The following is a 15943-nucleotide window of genomic DNA, read 5'->3' as shown; positions in this document are numbered from 1 at the left end:
CGTAAGCGGATACATGCCCAGAGTCAGCGAAGACCATTTGGCCGCCCGGCGCCGCCAAATCCTCGCCGGCGCCAGGCGGTGCTTCGCGAAATACGGCTACGAACAGGCAACGGTGCGCCGGCTGGAGCAGACGATCGGATTGTCGCGCGGAGCGATCTTCCACCACTTCCGCGACAAGGACACGCTGTTCTTCGAGCTGGCCCGCGAGGACGCCGAGCGAATGGCCGAAGTCGCGGCGCGCGAGGGGCTGATCCAGGTGATGCGCGACATGCTGGCCGCGCCCGACCAGTACGACTGGTTGGCCACCCGGCTGGAGATCGCCCGAAAGCTTCGCAATGACCCGGCTTTTCACCGCGGCTGGGCAGAGCGATCGGCGGAATTGTCGGCGGCGACGGCCGACCGGCTGCGCCGCCAGCGCACGGCGGGCCGGTTGCGCGAGGACGTGCCGGGCGAGGTGTTGCAGACCTACCTCGACCTGGTGCTGGACGGACTGGTGGCCCGGTTGGCCAATGGCGATGATCCGGCAAGGCTCAGCGGCGTACTGGACCTCGTCGAAGATTCGGTACGACGTCCGTGATCAGCCGCGTCGGGTTAGCGCACGCGGACGCGGCCGCGGTGATTCGGTCCGCCGCGACTGCGCATCCTGGTGCCCGATTCGCGCAGCAGGCTATGGATGGACCCATACGACCGGCCGGTTGACGCGACCAGCTTCCTGATGCTGGCGCCTCCTTCATAGGCGTTGCGCAGCTCGTGCATCAACTCGTCACGACCCTTGTCCAACTTCCTCATCGTCCCTCCCCGCGTCAGGCGAGCCCCGCGAAGGCCAGCGTAAGAAACGGCGCGCGGCAACGGGCGGGTTTGACCGAAATGGGTTGACCCAGCTATCAGGCGAGCTCGATCAGATCGCCGTAATCCTCGGACCAATGGTCCTCGGTGCCGTCTGGCAGCAGCACCACCCGCTGCGGACCGAGAGCTGCTGCCGCGCCAGGATCATGCGTCACCAGCACCACCGCGCCGATATAACTACGCAGCGCGTCTAGTACTTGCTCTCGCGATGCGGGGTCGAGGTTGTTGGTCGGCTCGTCGAGCAGCAGCACGTTGGCGGTTGACGCGACAAGGCCGGCCAGCGCCAGCCGCGTCTTCTCACCGCCGGAGAGCGTGCCCGCCGGCTGATCGAGCTGCGGTCCACTGAACATGAACGCGCCGAGTAGCCCGCGCAGGTCCTGCTCGCCGGTGTCGGGCGCCGCGTGCCGGATGTTCTCCCACACCGTCGCATCGTCGTCGAGAGTGTCGTGCTCCTGCGCGAAATACCCGATCTTGCAGCCGTGCCCGGGCTCGAGCACGCCGGCGTCGGCGGTTTCGACTCCGGCCAGCAGCCGCAGCAGCGTGGTCTTGCCCGCGCCGTTCAGGCCCAGCACCACGACGCGCGATCCGCGGTCGATCGCGAGATCCACGCCGCTGAACACCTCCAGCGACCCGTAGTTCTTGGTCAGTCCCTTCGCGATCAGCGGCGTGCGCCCGCACGGCGCCGGCGTCGGGAACTTGATTCGGGCCACCTTGTCGGCGCGGCGTTCGGGCTCTAGCGCGGCCATCATCCGATCGGCTCGGCGCAGCATATTCTGGGCAGCAACGGCTTTCGTCGCTTTGGCACCCAGTTTGGCGGCTTGAGTTCTCAGCGCCGCGGCTTTCCGTTCGGCGTTGACGCGCTCGCGGCGGCGGCGCTGCTCGTCGACGGCCCGCGCGTCGAGGTACTTCTGCCACGTCATGTTGTAGACATCGACCTCGGCGCGCACCGCGTCGAGGAACCACACCTTGTTCACGACGTCGGCGAGCAGGCCGACATTGTGGCTGATGACAACCAGACCGCCGGAGTGTGCTTGCAAGAAGTCGCGCAGCCAGCCCAGTGAGTCGGCGTCGAGGTGGTTGGTCGGTTCGTCGAGCAGCAGCGTGGTGGCCGACCCGGCGCCGGTGTCGGATGCGGCAAACAGGATCCTGGCCAACTCCACGCGTCGGCGCTGGCCGCCGGACAGGGTGCGCAGCGGCTGGGTCAGAATTCGTTCGGGCAGGCCGAGATTGGCGCAGATGCGGCCCGCTTCGCTTTCGGCGACGTAGCCGCCGAGTGCCGAGAACCGCTCCTCGAGTTGACCGTAGCGCCGCACCGCGCGGTCGCGTTCGGCGTCGTCGGCCACCTCGGCCATCAGTGCTTGCTGCTTTTCCAGGTCGGCTAGCAGGGTGTCCAGCCCGCGCGCGGACAGCACCCGGTCGCGGGCGAGCACGTCGAGGTCGCCTTCCTTGGGATCCTGCGGCAGATAGCCGATCTCCCCGGTGCGGGTGACCGTCCCGGCGTACGGCTCGGCGACGCCGGCGAGAATGCGCATCGTCGTGGTCTTGCCGGCGCCGTTGCGTCCGACCAGTCCGATGCGGTCACCTGGTTGCACGCGCAGCGCCGGTCCCGGCGCGAGCAGCAGCGTGCGCGCGCCGGCGCGGACCTCTAGGTCCGTTGCGGTGATCACGCGGGTGCTCCTCGGTTGTTCTCAGGTTCGACGGTCGTCGGTGAAGACGGGCGCGCGCTTCTCGGCGCGCGCGGCGACGGCCTCTTCGAAGTTCTCGGTGAGCAGGCGGACGAACAGTTGTCCGAGACCCTCGGCCTGCATGTGCCCTTCCAGGCTAGCGGCGTCCAGTCCAGCCCACAGTGTGCGCTTGGTCAACTCAATTCCCGGCCGGGAAAATCCGACGATGCGCGCCGCGATCTGATAGCAGGTCTCGAGCAGCTGGTCGGGTTCGACCGTGCGCGACACCAGGCCGATGCGTTCGGCCTCGTCGGCGTCGATGTCTCGGCCGGTCAGCATGATGTCGAAGGCCCGTGACGTGCCGATCGCCCGGGGCAGCAGGTAGCTCAGACCGAGTTCGCTGGCCGTCAGCCCGTTGTTGATGCCGGCGGCGCGGAAGTACGCGGCTGAGGAGGCGACGCGGATGTCGGCGGCCAGGGCCAGGCACAGCCCGCCGCCGATGGCCGCGCCGTTGACGGCGGCGATGACCGGCTGGTGCAGTCGTCGCAGCGCAAGGATCACGTCGTCGAGGACCTCCATCGAACGCAGCGCGAAGGTCGGCCTCGTCAGGCCCGCGATGTGGGGCACCGCGCCGGCGGACTTGTGGTCGGCGCCCGAGGAGAAGCCGCGGCCGGCGCCGGTCAGCACGACGACGCGAACATCGTTGTCGTGGGTGATCTCCTCGAGCACGTGTTTGAGCGGGACCATGACGTCGAACGCCATCGAGTTCATTCGCTCGGGCCGGTTCAGGGTGACCAGCGCGATCTTCGGGCGAGGACGTTCGACCAGGACGTAGTCATTCACGGGTTTGCACGCTATCGCGTGCTAACCCTCTTGGTTGTCCTGCGCGGCGATCGCGGCGTCGACGTCGAAGTCCTTGACCTGCTGCACCAGCTGCTCCAGCATTGCCGGCGGCAGCGCACCGGGCTGATTGAACAGCAACTTGCCCTTCTTGAACGCCATCAGCGTGGGGATCGAGAGGACGTTTGCCGCAGCGGCGAGCTCCGGCTGGGCTTCGGTGTCCACCTTGGCGTGCACGATTTCGGGGTGAGTCTCCGATGAGGCCTCGAAGGTCGGCGCGAACTGACGACACGGGCCGCACCACGCCGCCCAAAAGTCGACGAGCACGATGTCGTTGTCGCTGATCGTGTCGTTAAACGATTCGGCCGTGATTTCGCGGGTTGCCATGCTGAACTCAACGCGCCCAGCTGCGGAAATGTTCCGGGCCGGGCGGCGCCTGGTCGACGGGGCCGGCCGCGGCTGCCGCGAGCCGAATCAATGTAGGAAGCCCAGCATATCCGGACCGTACTCGGTGGTCGAGGCGATGCCGAGCCCTAGGCTTGGTTCGTGGCATCGCTTTCCGACTCGTTATGGCAAAGCAATCGAGTCCTTGCTGAGGCCGCGGTTGGGCACCCGTTCGTCCAGGGCATCGCGTCGGGAGAGCTGGCCCGAGCGAGGTTCGCCTACTACGTGGGACAGGATGCCGCGTTTCTCGACGCGTTCTGCCGGGCCTACGCCTTGGCCCTGGCAAAGAGCCCCGACCGAGACGGTCTCATCGCGTTTCGGGAGCTACTCGACGGCGCCGCCGACGAGCTGCGGCTTCACCAGGGCTACGCGGCCCGCTGGGACGTCGACCTTCACCAAGCGGCAGACCCCGCCACCTCGGCGTACACCAACTTCTTGTTGTCGGTCGCTGCGCTGGAGCCGGTTGGCCACATCGCGGCGGCGATGACGCCGTGCATGCGCCTCTACGCCTACCTCGGCCAGCGGCTGGCCGCACAGACAAAGCCCGAGAGTCCATATCGCGAGTGGGTGATGACGTACTCGAGTGAGGAGTTCGAGGCCCTGGCCCGACGTCTCGAGGTGCTACTCGACCGCTACGGAGGTGATCACGACCGCCTGGCAGTCCTGTATCACCAGGCGATGGAACTCGAATTGCGATTCTTCGACGCTGCCGACCGATGGGAGGGGCCATGACCGCGGATGCGTTGGTGAGCCGTCACACAGTCGCGTGACAGGCGGTTCACCGCTCCTCGCGGCCTCGCGGGGGGCGTGGTCTTCGCAATGACTGTCTAGTCAATACCGACGCCCAGCGCGGGCGCCACCGCATCGGCGATGGCGCCCACGCTGCCTTGGCCGCCGCGATTACCTACCGCGGTGGGGACCCGAGGTTGAAGCCGCCGCCGGTATTGCTGCCGACACCGGCGCCGACGCCGCCCGGCCCCACGTTGAGCCCGCCGCCGGTGTCACTTCCGGCGCCACCACCGACCGGACCGAGGTTCAGCCCGCCCCCGGTATTGCTGCCGACACCGGCGCCGACGCCGCCCGGCCCCAGGTTGAGCCCACCGCCGGTGTCACTTCCGGCGCCACCACCGACCGGACCGAGATTCAGCCCGCCGCCGGTATTGCTGCCGACACCGGTGCCGAAGCCGCCGGGCCCCAGGTTGAGCCCGCCGCCGGTGTTGCTGCCGGCGCCGCCGTTGAACCCATCGTTCGGATCAGCGCTCGCGACGCCGGCGCCGAACGCGCCGAGTGCGAGGGCCGTCGCCGCAGCAAGTGTCCATTTGCGAAGGTTATGAGGTGTATTCATGCATTCCTTCCATCGGTGCCGAAATAGGGGCAACTGAACGGGAATACGTTGCTATCCCCCGGCCGCCCGCATCGATACCCCCGGTGGACTGTCCACCCATGCCCGACTGTATTCGGTGACTCGGCTGAGCGCAAAACAGCTCGACAGAAACCAATGAATCGGCGCGCAATCCTTCCGGTGGTGTTCGTCAGCGGCGGTCTCTGGTTAAGTAGTAGCGATGAAGAAATGCCTGCTAGGCAACGGTTTTCATGTCCTCGCCAAGCTCCGGAACCTACGTGAAGGAGCCGCTGGTAGAGGCGTTTCGTCACAACGGTGGGGGAACTGAGCGCAGGTCCTGACCTGCACTTTCCTCGCTTGGGTTCCGCTAGTGAGGAATTCGATCATTTTTCTAATCCGGGCCTACTGACCAGCCGAGTTATCAGTGCAGCCAAAGCGTTTGGCGACCTTGTGTTGTTGACCAGGCCGCACCTGTTGACGAGCGACGGGTGCTCAGCAGTTTGGCGTATCGCGCGACGAATTGCCGGATCATGTCGGCGACCAACCACCGCTAAGATTTCGTGATTCGGCCGTCTGGTGCGGAATGTGCTGGGCCGGCCCAGGATCTGCCGGAAAGGGGACTGCAATCGGGGTCGCCGTCCTTACGTTGCGAGATGCAGCAACGCGTGATGGGCGTCACAGCAGTTTCACATCGATTTGTGAGGTGCACACCAGCTCCGTGAGCCACGGTGACGGTCATGCGCTACATCGTGTTCGCCATCGTCGGGGCGTCGGCACTGTCCCTCGCGGCGTGTGCTTCATCAACCAGCCCGACCAACCACTCTCCTGGCGCTTCCGGAGCCTCGTCGAGCCCCAGTACGACCGCCAACGCCGGGGGTGGCAGAGACCGCGTCGCCGGGCTGATCGCCTCGGTGTCCGGCAACGCGATTCAGGTCAACCAGCAAAATGGACCCGCCACAGTAGATTTCACGAATTCGACAAAGTTCGCCGAGATCAGCCCTGGTGCGCTCACCGACGTAACGGCGGGCAGCTGTGTGACTATCCGGACTTCCCGAGAAAACCAAAGCACGGCACGCGCAGTACTGGTCAGCCCGGCCGACAACGGTAAATGCCCGCAACCGCAGCGCAATCGGGGCATCGTCGGCAGCGTCAGTTCCGTCACCGGGAACACGATCAGCGTCGCGACGGCGGGTAACTCCACCAACGTCTCGGTCACCGCCGACACCAGCTACGCCAGACGTGCCAGCGCCACTTCTCAGTCTGTCGCACAGGGCAAGTGCATCGCAGCCCGCGGAACCAAGGACAACAACGGTGCGCTGCAGGCCACCGCCGTCACCGTGCTGCCCGCCAACAACGGCAACTGCCCACGTACTAAAGGTTGACCGGATGGTCGAATGCGCCTGAAGAGTAGTTGAAGCTCTCGTCGTCCAACGGCGCGCCGAGCGGTTTGGCACGTAGTGTCGTGCTCGTCAGCCGAATAGTGCTCATGAGCACGCGCTCGAATGGATTGGGAATGCCGACCCAAGCGGCCCGCCGTCCCCGACAAGCACCCAACCCTCGCAACCGGTCGTCCTAAACGGTAAACCCGAGGGCCCGCAACTGCTCCCGGCCGTCGTCGGTGATCTTGTCCGGGCCCCATGGCGGGTTCCACACCCAATTGATCCTGATGTCGTTCACCAGGCCGGCACCGATCAACGCGGTGCGGGACTGATCCTCGATCACGTCGGTCAGCGGGCACGCCGCCGACGTAAGCGTCATGTCCAACAGCGCGACCGTCCCGTGCTCACCTCGCTCGACGTTCAGGTCGTAAAGCAGCCCGAGATCGACAACGTTGATGCCCAGTTCGGGGTCGACGACGTCGCGCATCGCCTCTTCGATGTCGGCGAGCAGCTCGTCATCCGGCACGACTGTTTGGCTCATCGTCCACCTCCTGTAAGTCCAATCTAGATGGTGCCAGCGCTGTGCTCGATGCGCTCGGTGCCAGCGCTGTGCTCGATGCGCTCGCATTCACGAGCGCCTCCTTGAAAGCCATCCAGCCCAGCAGTGCGCATTTCACCCGCGCCGGGTACTTCGCGACACCGGCGAACGCGATGCCGTCGCCGAGCAGCTCCTCGTCGCCCACCACGGCGCCGCGAGAGGCGATCATCTCCGAGAACGCGCCCACAACGTCGAGTGCCCGATCCACACGTTGCCCAATCACCTGATCGGCCAGCACCGACGTCGCCGCCTGGCTGATCGAGCAGCCCTGGCCCTCATAGGACACGTCGGCGACTCGATCACCGTCACCGCTCAGCGCGACCCGGAGCGTGACCTCGTCACCACAGGTCGGGTTCACGTGGTACACCTGCGCGCCGAACGGCTCGCGCAGCCCACGGTGATGCGGGTGCTTGTAGTGGTCCAGAATCACTTCCTGGTAGATCTGCTCGAGCCGCAAACTACGGCCCGCCAAAGAAATCCACGGCCCGGCGCACCCCGGCCACCAGGCGGTCCACCTCGTCAATGGTGTTGTACACCGCGAACGAGGCCCGCGCGGTCGCGGCGATTCCGAACCGGCGATGCAAAGGCCAAGCGCAGTGATGCCCGACCCGCACCGCGACGCCGTCGTCATCAAGAACCTGGCCGACGTCGTGGGCATGAATGCCGTCGACGACGAACGCCACCGGCGATCCCCGGTCCACAAGCGACCCGGGCCCGACGATGCGGACGCCCTCGACAGCGGCCAGCCCGTCGAGCGCGGCGGCCACGAGCTCCGCCTCATGCGCCTCGACCGCAGCCATGCCGATCGCCCGCAGATACCGCACCGCGGCTGCCAACCCGACCACCTGCGACGTCATCGGCGTGCCCGCCTCGAAACGCTGCGGCGCCGGCGCGTAGGTGGTCTCCTGCATCGTCACGGTCTCGATCATCGAGCCGCCGGTGATGAACGGGGGCATCGCATTCAGCAGCTCGCGGCGGCCGTACAGCACACCAATGCCGTTGGGGCCCAGCATCTTATGCCCGGAGAACGCGGCGAAGTCGACATCCAGAGCGTGGACGTCGACCGGCTGATGCGGCACCGACTGGCAAGCGTCCAGCACCGTCAGCGCGCCGACCGCCCGCGCCCGCCGGACGAGCTCATCCACCGGCGCGAGCGCGCCCGTCACATTTGAGTGGTGGCTGAACGCAGCGACTTTCACGCGCTCGTCGAGCTGGAGCGAGTCGAGGTCGATGCGGCCATCGTCGGTCACGCCAAACCACCGCAGCGTCGCGCCGGTGCGCCGGGCCAGCTCTTGCCACGGAATCAGGTTCGCGTGGTGCTCCAGCTCGGTGGTGACGATCACATCGCCGGGGCCGACGGCATGCCCTTCGAAGCGGTTGTCTCCCAGCACGTACGACACCAGGTTGATCGCCTCGGTGGCGTTCTTGGTGAACACCAACTCGTCGGCGGTTGCGCCGATGAACGCCGCGATCTCGGCGCGGCCCTGCTCGTAGGCGTCGGTGGACTCCTCCATCAGCTGGTGTGCGCCGCGGTGTACCGCGCCGTTGGACGTGGTCAAAAACTCTCGTTCGGCGTCCAGCACCTGCAGCGGCCGCTGTGACGTCGCGCCGGAATCCAAGTAGGCCAGCTGGGTTCCGCCGCGCATCACCCTCTTCAAAATCGGGAAGTCGGCCCTGATGGCTGCCAGATCCAGTGGGCGCACCGATGTCGTCATCGCTACACTCCGGTGGCTGCCGTCTGGGTGAAGCGCTCGTATCCGTTCTGGTCGAGCTCGTCGGCCAATTCCGGTCCACCGGACTCGACGATGCGGCCGCCGATGAACACGTGCACGAACTGCGGATGGATATAGCGCAGAATCCGGGTGTAGTGCGTGATCAGCAGGATGCCGCCGCGCACCTCCTCGGCGTAGCGGTTAACGCCCTCGCTCACGACGCGCAGTGCGTCGACGTCCAGCCCCGAGTCGGTCTCGTCGAGAATCGCGATCTTCGGCTTCAGCAGCGCGAGTTGCAGGATCTCGTGCCGCTTCTTCTCGCCACCGGAAAAGCCCTCGTTGACGCTGCGCTCGGCGAACTGCTGATCGATGTTGAGCTGCTCCATGGCGCCCTTGACCTCTTTGACCCAGTGCCGCAGCTTCGGCGCCTCACCACGCACGGCCGTCGCCGCGGTGCGCAGGAAGTTCGACATCGACACGCCGGGCACCTCGACCGGGTACTGCATGGCCAGGAAAAGCCCGGCGCGGGCGCGCTCGTCGACGGTCATCGCCAAAACGTCCTCGCCGTCAAACGTGATCGAGCCCTGTGTCACCTTGTATTTCGGGTGACCGGCGACCGCGTACGACAGCGTCGACTTGCCGGATCCGTTGGGGCCCATCAGCGCGTGGGTCTCGCCCGACTTCACCGTGAGGTCGACGCCCTTCAGGATCGGGATCTCGGCTCCATGTTCTGCGATCGCGTCAGCGGCCGCAGCGACGCTGACGTGCAGATCCTTGATTTCCAGTGTGGTCATTACTTCCCTTGAATCGTCTCGGTGAGCTCGAGCTCGTGTTCGATGGCGTCGGTGAGGCGCTCGCGCACGGCGGGCACGGCGATCTTCTGGATGATTTCGCCGAAGAAGCCGCGCACGATCAGCCGGCGGGCCTGGTCCTCCGGGATGCCGCGCGCCTGCAGGTAGAACAGCTGCTCGTCGTCGAATCGCCCGGTCGCGCTGGCGTGTCCGGCGCCGATGATCTCGCCGGTCTCGATCTCGAGGTTGGGCACCGAGTCGGCGCGCGCGCCGTCGGTCAGCACCAGGTTGCGGTTGGTCTCGAACGTGTCGGTGCCGACGGCCTGCGGCCGGATTAGCACATCACCGACCCACACCGTGTGCGCGTCGGAGCGCGACGAGTCCGGATCACCTTGCAGCGCGCCCTTGTACGTCACGCGCGAGCGGCAGTTCGGCCGGGCGTGGTCGATGAGCAGCCGCGACTCGAAGTGCTGGCCGTCGTCGGCGAAGTACAGCCCGAGCAACTCGGCGTCACCGCCGGGCGCGTCGAAACGTACCCGCGCCGTCGAGCGCACCAGATCGCCGCCGAGCGTGACCGCCACGTGGCGTAGCACCGCGTCCTTGCCCAGTGCGGCGTGGTGGCTGCTGACCTGCACCGCGTCGTCGGACCAATCCGCGATCGACACGACGGTCAGCCGGGCCGCGTCGTCCACGACGAATTCGATGTTGTCGGCATAGGTTCCGCTGCCGCGCTGGTCGATGACGACAACCGCCTCGGACAGCTCGCCGACGCGCACCTGCAGATGTCCGTACGCAGTCGCGCCTTCTCCCGGGCCGGTGATCGCGATGTCGATCGGCTCCAGCGGTCCCGCGCCACGCTCCACGCTAACGATGGTCGCGTGGTTGAACGACGAGAAAGCTTGTGCCGCAACCCGGTCGGCGGGAATTCCGGCTTGGCCCAGCCGCTCGTCGCCCCGGCGCACCGTCTCGACGGTGACCCCGCCGCGCTCGGTCACCGCGATCTCGGCGTTGCCGGTCGCTACCGCGGAGCCGTCGTGCAGGCCGCGCAGCCGGCGCAGCGGGGTGAACCGCCAGATTTCGTCGCGGCCGCCGGGCACCTCGAATGCGTTGACGTCAAACGACGTGAACTGTTCACCCTTATTCGAGATGCCTTCGACGGCGGCGGTCAGATCCTGCGTCGTCACCCGACCGCGCCCTCCATCTGCAGCTCGATCAGCCGGTTGAGCTCTAGCGCGTACTCCATCGGCAGTTCCTTGGCGATCGGCTCCACGAAGCCGCGCACCACCATCGCCATCGCCTCGTCCTCGGTCAGCCCGCGGCTCATCAGATAGAACAGCTGGTCCTCGCTGACCTTCGACACGGTGGCCTCGTGGCCCATCGTGACGTCGTCCTCGCGGATGTCGACGTATGGGTAGGTGTCGGAGCGGCTGATCGTATCGACGAGCAGCGCATCGCATTTCACGCTGGACCTCGAGCCGTGCGCGCCCTTGTTCACCTGGACCAGCCCGCGGTAGGACGCGCGGCCGCCGCCGCGGGCCACCGACTTGGACACGATGTTGCTCGACGTGTTCGGCGCCAGGTGCAGCATCTTCGCGCCGGTGTCCTGGTGCTGTCCCTCGCCGGCGAACGCGACCGACAGCACCTCGCCCTTGGCGTGCTCGCCGGTCATCCACACGGCCGGGTACTTCATCGTGACCTTGGAGCCGATGTTGCCGTCGATCCATTCCATCGTGGCGCCGGCTTCCGCGCGGGCCCGCTTGGTCACCAGGTTGTACACGTTGCCCGACCAGTTCTGGATTGTCGTGTAACGGCAACGGCCACCGGGCTTCACGATGATCTCGACCACCGCGGAGTGCAGCGAGTCCGACTTGTAGATCGGCGCTGTGCAGCCCTCGACGTAGTGCACGTACGCGCCCTCGTCGACGATGATCAGCGTGCGCTCGAACTGGCCCATGTTCTCGGTGTTGATCCGGAAGTAGGCCTGCAGCGGGATGTCGACATGTACGCCCGGCGGGACGTAAATGAACGAACCGCCCGACCACACCGCGGTGTTCAGCGCCGAGAACTTGTTGTCCCCCGCCGGGATCACGGTGCCGAAGTACTGCTTGAAGATGTCCGGGTGTTCCTTCAGGCCGGTGTCGGTGTCGAGAAAGATAACGCCCTGTGACTCAAGGTCTTCGCGGATCTTGTGATACACGACCTCGGAGTTGTGCACCACGAGACCCTCGGCCACAAAGTTATGCGGGCCGTCCACCCCGATGTCGTACACCGGCTCGACCGCGTACGGCTGGATCGACTTGACTCGCTCGAAGCCCAGCCACTCGTTGCAGTGAAAACGAATCGTGGTGCCGTGCGCACCGTTCGACGAGTGGAAATAGGCACGACGGCCAAAACGATCCGTCCGCTTGGGATTACGGCAACCAAGCCGTTCGAAGTCGCCGGACATTCCCAGCCGCCAAGCGACCTGCGTCCGCTCCGGCCGGTGTCGATATGGCTGTGTGAACCGCCACGGCCCGCCGGCCCGCAAACCCGACAGCTCTGCCAGCTCCCGGGCTTGTTCCAGCAGCGCCTCGTTGGCGCACGTCAAAGTGATCGAACCACTGCGATCGGGCCGCACATACCCGTCCGCATCAACCCAGCCTCCGAGGAAGGCGAGCCGCTGATCGACGGGCAGCGAATACACCCACTCGGGAACCCGTTTGGTCAAGGACAACCCGGTGAAGCCAAGCTCAGTAAACCACTCGGTTAACGCCTTCGAGTTCACGACAATGCGGTACTCGTCGGCCTCGATGCAACGCAGCCCGAACAGGTCCTTGACGACACGGATCAGTTCGGCGCGCAGTTGCCCATCGGTGGCTGGTATGGCGAACTGAACGCGGTACGTCTTCGTCGACAAATGCAGGTTGCCGTCGCCGATGTAGAGGCCTAGCAGCCACATCAGATCGGCAGAGCTCGTCGGCGGTGAGGTCAAGCCCGCAACGGTCGGGAGCTCCTTCGCCTCGCCGAACTCAGGAGTCTGGCGCGGCACAGCGATGAAGTCGCCGACCGCAATTTCGCCAAGCGTGACCCATCGCCGGGCATAGCGGGCCCGCTGACGGCCGGGCTTGCGCTCGTCGCGCAGCACCAACATGGGATGGTTATCCGTGGCACGAATGGTGCGCCGCCCAGTCTTCACTTCGAAGGTCATCCGCGTATCGGTCTGTGCGGACGCCTTGACCGGCGCCACCACGAACCGCTCAGCGGCCTCGTCGTACGCGAAAACCCGGTCGCCATAGGCGATGTCCTTGATCGGAACCTGGCCGCGATTGGCCGTCCACACCAGGGTGTCACCGGCCAAGCACTCGTACTGCGCGGCCACACCGGCGACTAGGCGTTGCTTTTCGGCCTCGGGGATGCCCAGCTTGTCGTAGGTGCTCTTGATGTCATCGGGCAGGTCCTCCCAGCTGGCCGCCTGCTTCTCGGTGGAGCGGACGAAGTACTTGATGTTGTCGAAGTCGATGCCCTCGAGGTTGGAGCCCCACGCCGGGACCGGCTTGCGCTCGAAGATGCGCAGCGCCTTCAGCCGGCTCTGCAGCATCCAATCCGGTTCGTTCTTCTTCGCCGAGATGTCGCGGACCACGGCCTCGGACAAACCTCGCTGCGCACTGGCGCCCGCGACGTCGGTGTCGGCCCAGCCGTAGCCGTATCGGCCCAGCGAGGCAATGGCCTCTTCCTGGGTCAGCGGCTCGGTCCTGGCGACCGAGGTCTCGGGGGTAGCGGTCATAACGACGCTCCTTGTGTGGTCTGGGCTTCGGTGCGGGTCGCGCGCCGAAGGGCTGTTGGCTGGTCGGGCAGTGGTACGTGGGTGGTGCACGCGCAGTCGCCGTTGACGATGGTGGCCAACCGCTGCACGTGAGTGCCGAGCACGTCCGCGAACGCCTCCCGCTCGGTCTCGCACAGTTCGGGGAACTCCTCGGCGACATGTGACACCGGGCAATGGTGCTGGCAGAGCTCGATGCCGTGGATCTTGCCACCCACGCGGGTGGTAGTCGCGGCGTACCCCGCCTTGGTCAGCGCCGCGGCGACGCGATCTGCGGTGGGTTCAACGTCGTCGGGCCCGTCGGTTACACCGGCGAGGATGGCATCGATCCGGCGCCGCGCGAAGGTCCGCACCGCGTCGTTGCCGCCGATCTCGCGCAGCTGGCGCATCGCGGCGGCCGCCAGGTCGTCGTAGGTGTGGCCGAGCTTTGCCCGGCCCGTGGCGGTCAGCCGATAGCGCTTCGCCGGTCGTCCGCGGCCGCTGTGCTGCCAGGACGCCGCCGCAGTGGCCTGCGCGTCGCCGGCGTCGATCAGGGCGTCCAGATGGCGGCGCACGCCCGCGGCCGAGATGCCGAGCCGCTCGGCGACGTCGCCCGCGGTGATCGGTCCGGCTTCCAGCAGCAGCTTGACGATCGCATTGCGGGTGCGGCCGTCGAATTCCCCGGATCGTCCCCCTGCCCGGGCGGAAGCTGGGCCCAGCGGTCCTGCCCCGGGGCCGGCCTTCGAGCCGATTTTCACAACACCATTGTGACGGAATTCGGGCAACGGGTCCAGCAAGGCGACCCTTAGGGTGACGACGGTTACGCTGCACTGATGGCCGCCCGCCATGTGTCCCTGAGCTCGACGATCGCCAAATGGCACGGCGACGAGCGCCCGGTGGGCTCGCCGCTCAACGATGCCGAGGTCACCGCGCTGCGGCGGACGCGGTTGCTCGGCGCCACCGGCACCGTACTGATGGCGATCGGAGCGCTGGGCGCGGGCGCGCGCCCGGTGGTGCAGGACCCGACGTTCGGCGTTCGGCTGCTCAACCTGCCGTCGCGCATCCAGACGGTTTCGCTGACGATGACGACCACCGGCGCGGTCATGATGGCGTTGGCGTGGTTGATGCTGGGCCGTTTCACGCTCGGCAACCGGCAGATGTCGCGCGGCCAACTGGATCGCACCCTGATGCTGTGGATGCTGCCACTGCTGATCGCGCCGCCGATGTACAGCAAGGATGTCTACTCCTATCTCGCCCAGAGCCAGATCTCGCGGCTGGGACTGAACCCGTACCGCGTCGGCCCGGCACCTGCGCTGGGCCTCGACCATGTGTTCACGCTCTCGGTGCCCAGCCTGTGGCGGGAGACGCCGGCACCGTACGGGCCGCTGTTCTTGTGGATCGGTCGCGGCATCTCGGCGGTCACCGGCGAAGACATTGTCTTTGCGGTGCTGTTTCACCGGCTTGTGGTGCTGATCGGCGTCGGGCTGATCGTGTGGGCCACCCCGCGGCTGGCCCGTCGATGCGGGGTCGCCGAGGTCAGCGCGCTGTGGCTGGGGGCGGCCAACCCGCTGCTGATCATGCATCTGGTGGCCGGCATCCACAACGAGGCGCTGATGCTCGGCCTGATGCTGGCAGGCACGGAATTCGCGTTGCGCGGCGTCGACTCCGAGCGTCCGTTGGTGCCGAAGCCGCTGGCGTGGCCACGGGGCCGCACCGAGTGGTCGCGGTGGAGCCCGTTGGCGATGCTCATCGCGGGCGCGGTGCTGATCACGATGTCGTCGCAGGTCAAGCTGCCGTCGCTGCTGGCCCTGGGTTTCGTCGCGATGGCACTGGCGCGCCGCTGGGGCGGCACCGTCAAGGCGTTCCTGGTGGCCGTCAGTTCGCTGACCGCGGTGTCGCTGGCGGTGATGGCGCTGATCGGCTGGGCCAGCCGCCTCGGATTCGGGTGGATCTATACGCTCGGCACCGCCAACGTGGTGCGCAGCTGGTTGTCGCCGCCCACACTGCTGGCGCTGGGAACCGGCCAGGTCGGCATTCTGCTCGGCCTCGGCGACCACACCACCGCGGTGCTGGCGCTGACCCGTGGCATCGGCGTGCTGATCATCGCCGTCATCGTCACGTGGCTGCTGATCTCGGTGCTGCGCGGGCGGTTGCATCCGGTCGGCGGCCTCGGTGTCGCGATGGGCGCGACGGTGCTGCTGTTCCCGGTGGTGCAGCCGTGGTATCTGCTGTGGGCGATCATCCCGCTGGCGGCCTGGGCCACCCGCCCCGGCTTCCGCGGCACGACGATTGCGGTCACACTGATCGTCGGCGTCTTCGGCCCCACCGCCAACGGCGACCGGTTCGCGTTGTTCCAGATCGTCGACGCGACCCTGGCCAGCACCGTCATCGTGGCGCTGCTGATCGCCGGCACGTACCACCGGCTGCCCTGGCGGCCGCTTTCAATCACCGAGGCGGCCCAGCTGCCCGAACCGGCGCCGGCTCCGGCCGAGCCCCGCCGGGCGGTGTCGTCGCCGCCCAGCGCGGTGCCCGGCATACGCTGAGTTCCG

Annotated in this window: 16 protein-coding genes; 4 read left to right on the top strand and 12 right to left on the bottom strand. The window is 66.8% G+C overall.

Annotated features, from left to right (window positions below; genetic code table 11):
* Positions 1–13: 13 nt before the first annotated feature.
* Positions 14–577 carry a helix-turn-helix domain-containing protein gene (locus VE759_RS15395; protein WP_324933943.1) on the top strand — a complete coding sequence of 188 codons (564 nt, stop codon included), beginning with the start codon at positions 14–16 and terminating at the stop codon, positions 575–577.
* A 14-nt stretch (positions 578–591) separates the two neighbouring features.
* Here VE759_RS15395 and VE759_RS15390 read toward each other — a convergent pair whose 3' ends face one another.
* The 4 genes from VE759_RS15390 to trxA all read right to left on the bottom strand — a co-directional run bounded on the left by VE759_RS15390 (position 592) and on the right by trxA (position 3737).
* A complete protein-coding gene (locus VE759_RS15390) occupies positions 592–789 on the bottom strand; it encodes a helix-turn-helix domain-containing protein (RefSeq protein ID WP_324933941.1) in 198 nt (65 codons plus the stop codon).
* Positions 790–884: 95 nt separating this feature from the next.
* Complete coding sequence (locus VE759_RS15385) at positions 885–2513, bottom strand: ABC-F family ATP-binding cassette domain-containing protein (RefSeq protein ID WP_324933939.1); 1629 nt, start codon at positions 2511–2513, stop codon at positions 885–887.
* A 21-nt stretch (positions 2514–2534) separates the two neighbouring features.
* On the bottom strand, positions 2535–3353 hold the full coding sequence (locus VE759_RS15380) for an enoyl-CoA hydratase (protein ID WP_324933937.1): 819 nt from the start codon (positions 3351–3353) through the stop codon (positions 2535–2537).
* Positions 3354–3374: 21 nt separating this feature from the next.
* Positions 3375–3737: a thioredoxin gene (gene trxA, locus VE759_RS15375; RefSeq protein ID WP_324933935.1), complete on the bottom strand. Its 363-nt coding sequence runs from the start codon at positions 3735–3737 to the stop codon at positions 3375–3377.
* Between the two features lie 159 nt (positions 3738–3896).
* Between trxA and VE759_RS15370 the strand changes: the two genes are divergently transcribed.
* A complete protein-coding gene (locus tag VE759_RS15370; protein ID WP_324933933.1) occupies positions 3897–4526 on the top strand; it encodes a TenA family protein in 630 nt (209 codons plus the stop codon).
* 172 nt (positions 4527–4698) lie between these two features.
* On the opposite strand, the gene VE759_RS15365 is transcribed toward VE759_RS15370, so the two are convergent.
* Positions 4699–5139, bottom strand: coding sequence for a hypothetical protein (locus tag VE759_RS15365; protein WP_324933931.1), 441 nt, complete (start codon positions 5137–5139; stop codon positions 4699–4701).
* Between the two features lie 908 nt (positions 5140–6047).
* Here VE759_RS15365 and VE759_RS15360 point away from each other — a divergent pair.
* Entirely contained in the window at positions 6048–6518 is a 471-nt protein-coding gene (locus VE759_RS15360; RefSeq protein ID WP_324933929.1) for a DUF5666 domain-containing protein, read from the top strand.
* A 190-nt stretch (positions 6519–6708) separates the two neighbouring features.
* Here VE759_RS15360 and VE759_RS15355 read toward each other — a convergent pair whose 3' ends face one another.
* Genes VE759_RS15355 through VE759_RS15325 form a run of 7 tightly spaced genes read right to left on the bottom strand, consistent with a single transcriptional unit; the run spans position 6709 to position 14242 of the window.
* Positions 6709–7056: a metal-sulfur cluster assembly factor gene (locus VE759_RS15355; RefSeq protein WP_324933927.1), complete on the bottom strand. Its 348-nt coding sequence runs from the start codon at positions 7054–7056 to the stop codon at positions 6709–6711.
* A complete protein-coding gene (gene sufU, locus VE759_RS15350) occupies positions 7031–7585 on the bottom strand; it encodes a Fe-S cluster assembly sulfur transfer protein SufU (RefSeq protein WP_324933925.1) in 555 nt (184 codons plus the stop codon). The genes VE759_RS15355 and sufU overlap by 26 nt, the downstream gene beginning before the upstream one ends.
* Positions 7572–8828, bottom strand: a complete 1257-nt coding sequence (locus VE759_RS15345; RefSeq protein ID WP_324933923.1) for a cysteine desulfurase — start codon at positions 8826–8828, stop codon at positions 7572–7574. The genes sufU and VE759_RS15345 overlap by 14 nt, the downstream gene beginning before the upstream one ends.
* Before the next feature lie 2 nt (positions 8829–8830).
* Positions 8831–9619 (bottom strand): Fe-S cluster assembly ATPase SufC, encoded by a 789-nt coding sequence (sufC, locus tag VE759_RS15340; RefSeq protein WP_324933921.1) that lies wholly within the window; start codon positions 9617–9619, stop codon positions 8831–8833.
* Positions 9619–10800 (bottom strand): Fe-S cluster assembly protein SufD, encoded by a 1182-nt coding sequence (gene sufD, locus VE759_RS15335; RefSeq protein WP_324933919.1) that lies wholly within the window; start codon positions 10798–10800, stop codon positions 9619–9621. The genes sufC and sufD overlap by 1 nt, the downstream gene beginning before the upstream one ends.
* Entirely contained in the window at positions 10797–13379 is a 2583-nt protein-coding gene (gene sufB, locus VE759_RS15330) for a Fe-S cluster assembly protein SufB (RefSeq protein ID WP_324933917.1), read from the bottom strand. The genes sufD and sufB overlap by 4 nt, the downstream gene beginning before the upstream one ends.
* Complete coding sequence (locus VE759_RS15325) at positions 13376–14242, bottom strand: metalloregulator ArsR/SmtB family transcription factor (protein ID WP_324933915.1); 867 nt, start codon at positions 14240–14242, stop codon at positions 13376–13378. Before VE759_RS15325 ends, sufB begins: the two co-directional genes overlap by 4 nt.
* On the opposite strand from VE759_RS15325, the gene mptB reads away from it, so the two are divergent.
* On the top strand, positions 14228–15937 hold the full coding sequence (gene mptB / locus VE759_RS15320) for a polyprenol phosphomannose-dependent alpha 1,6 mannosyltransferase MptB (RefSeq protein ID WP_324933913.1): 1710 nt from the start codon (positions 14228–14230) through the stop codon (positions 15935–15937). The two genes, VE759_RS15325 and mptB, sit on opposite strands and share 15 nt — an antisense overlap.
* Positions 15938–15943 lie beyond the last annotated feature (6 nt).

Origin of the sequence: Mycobacterium sp. (assembly GCF_035640695.1) — a bacterium.
Taxonomy (GTDB): Bacteria; Actinomycetota; Actinomycetes; order Mycobacteriales; family Mycobacteriaceae; genus Mycobacterium.
The sequence above is the reverse complement of the archived record's forward strand: the minus strand, read 5'-3'. Positions and strand labels throughout refer to the sequence as shown.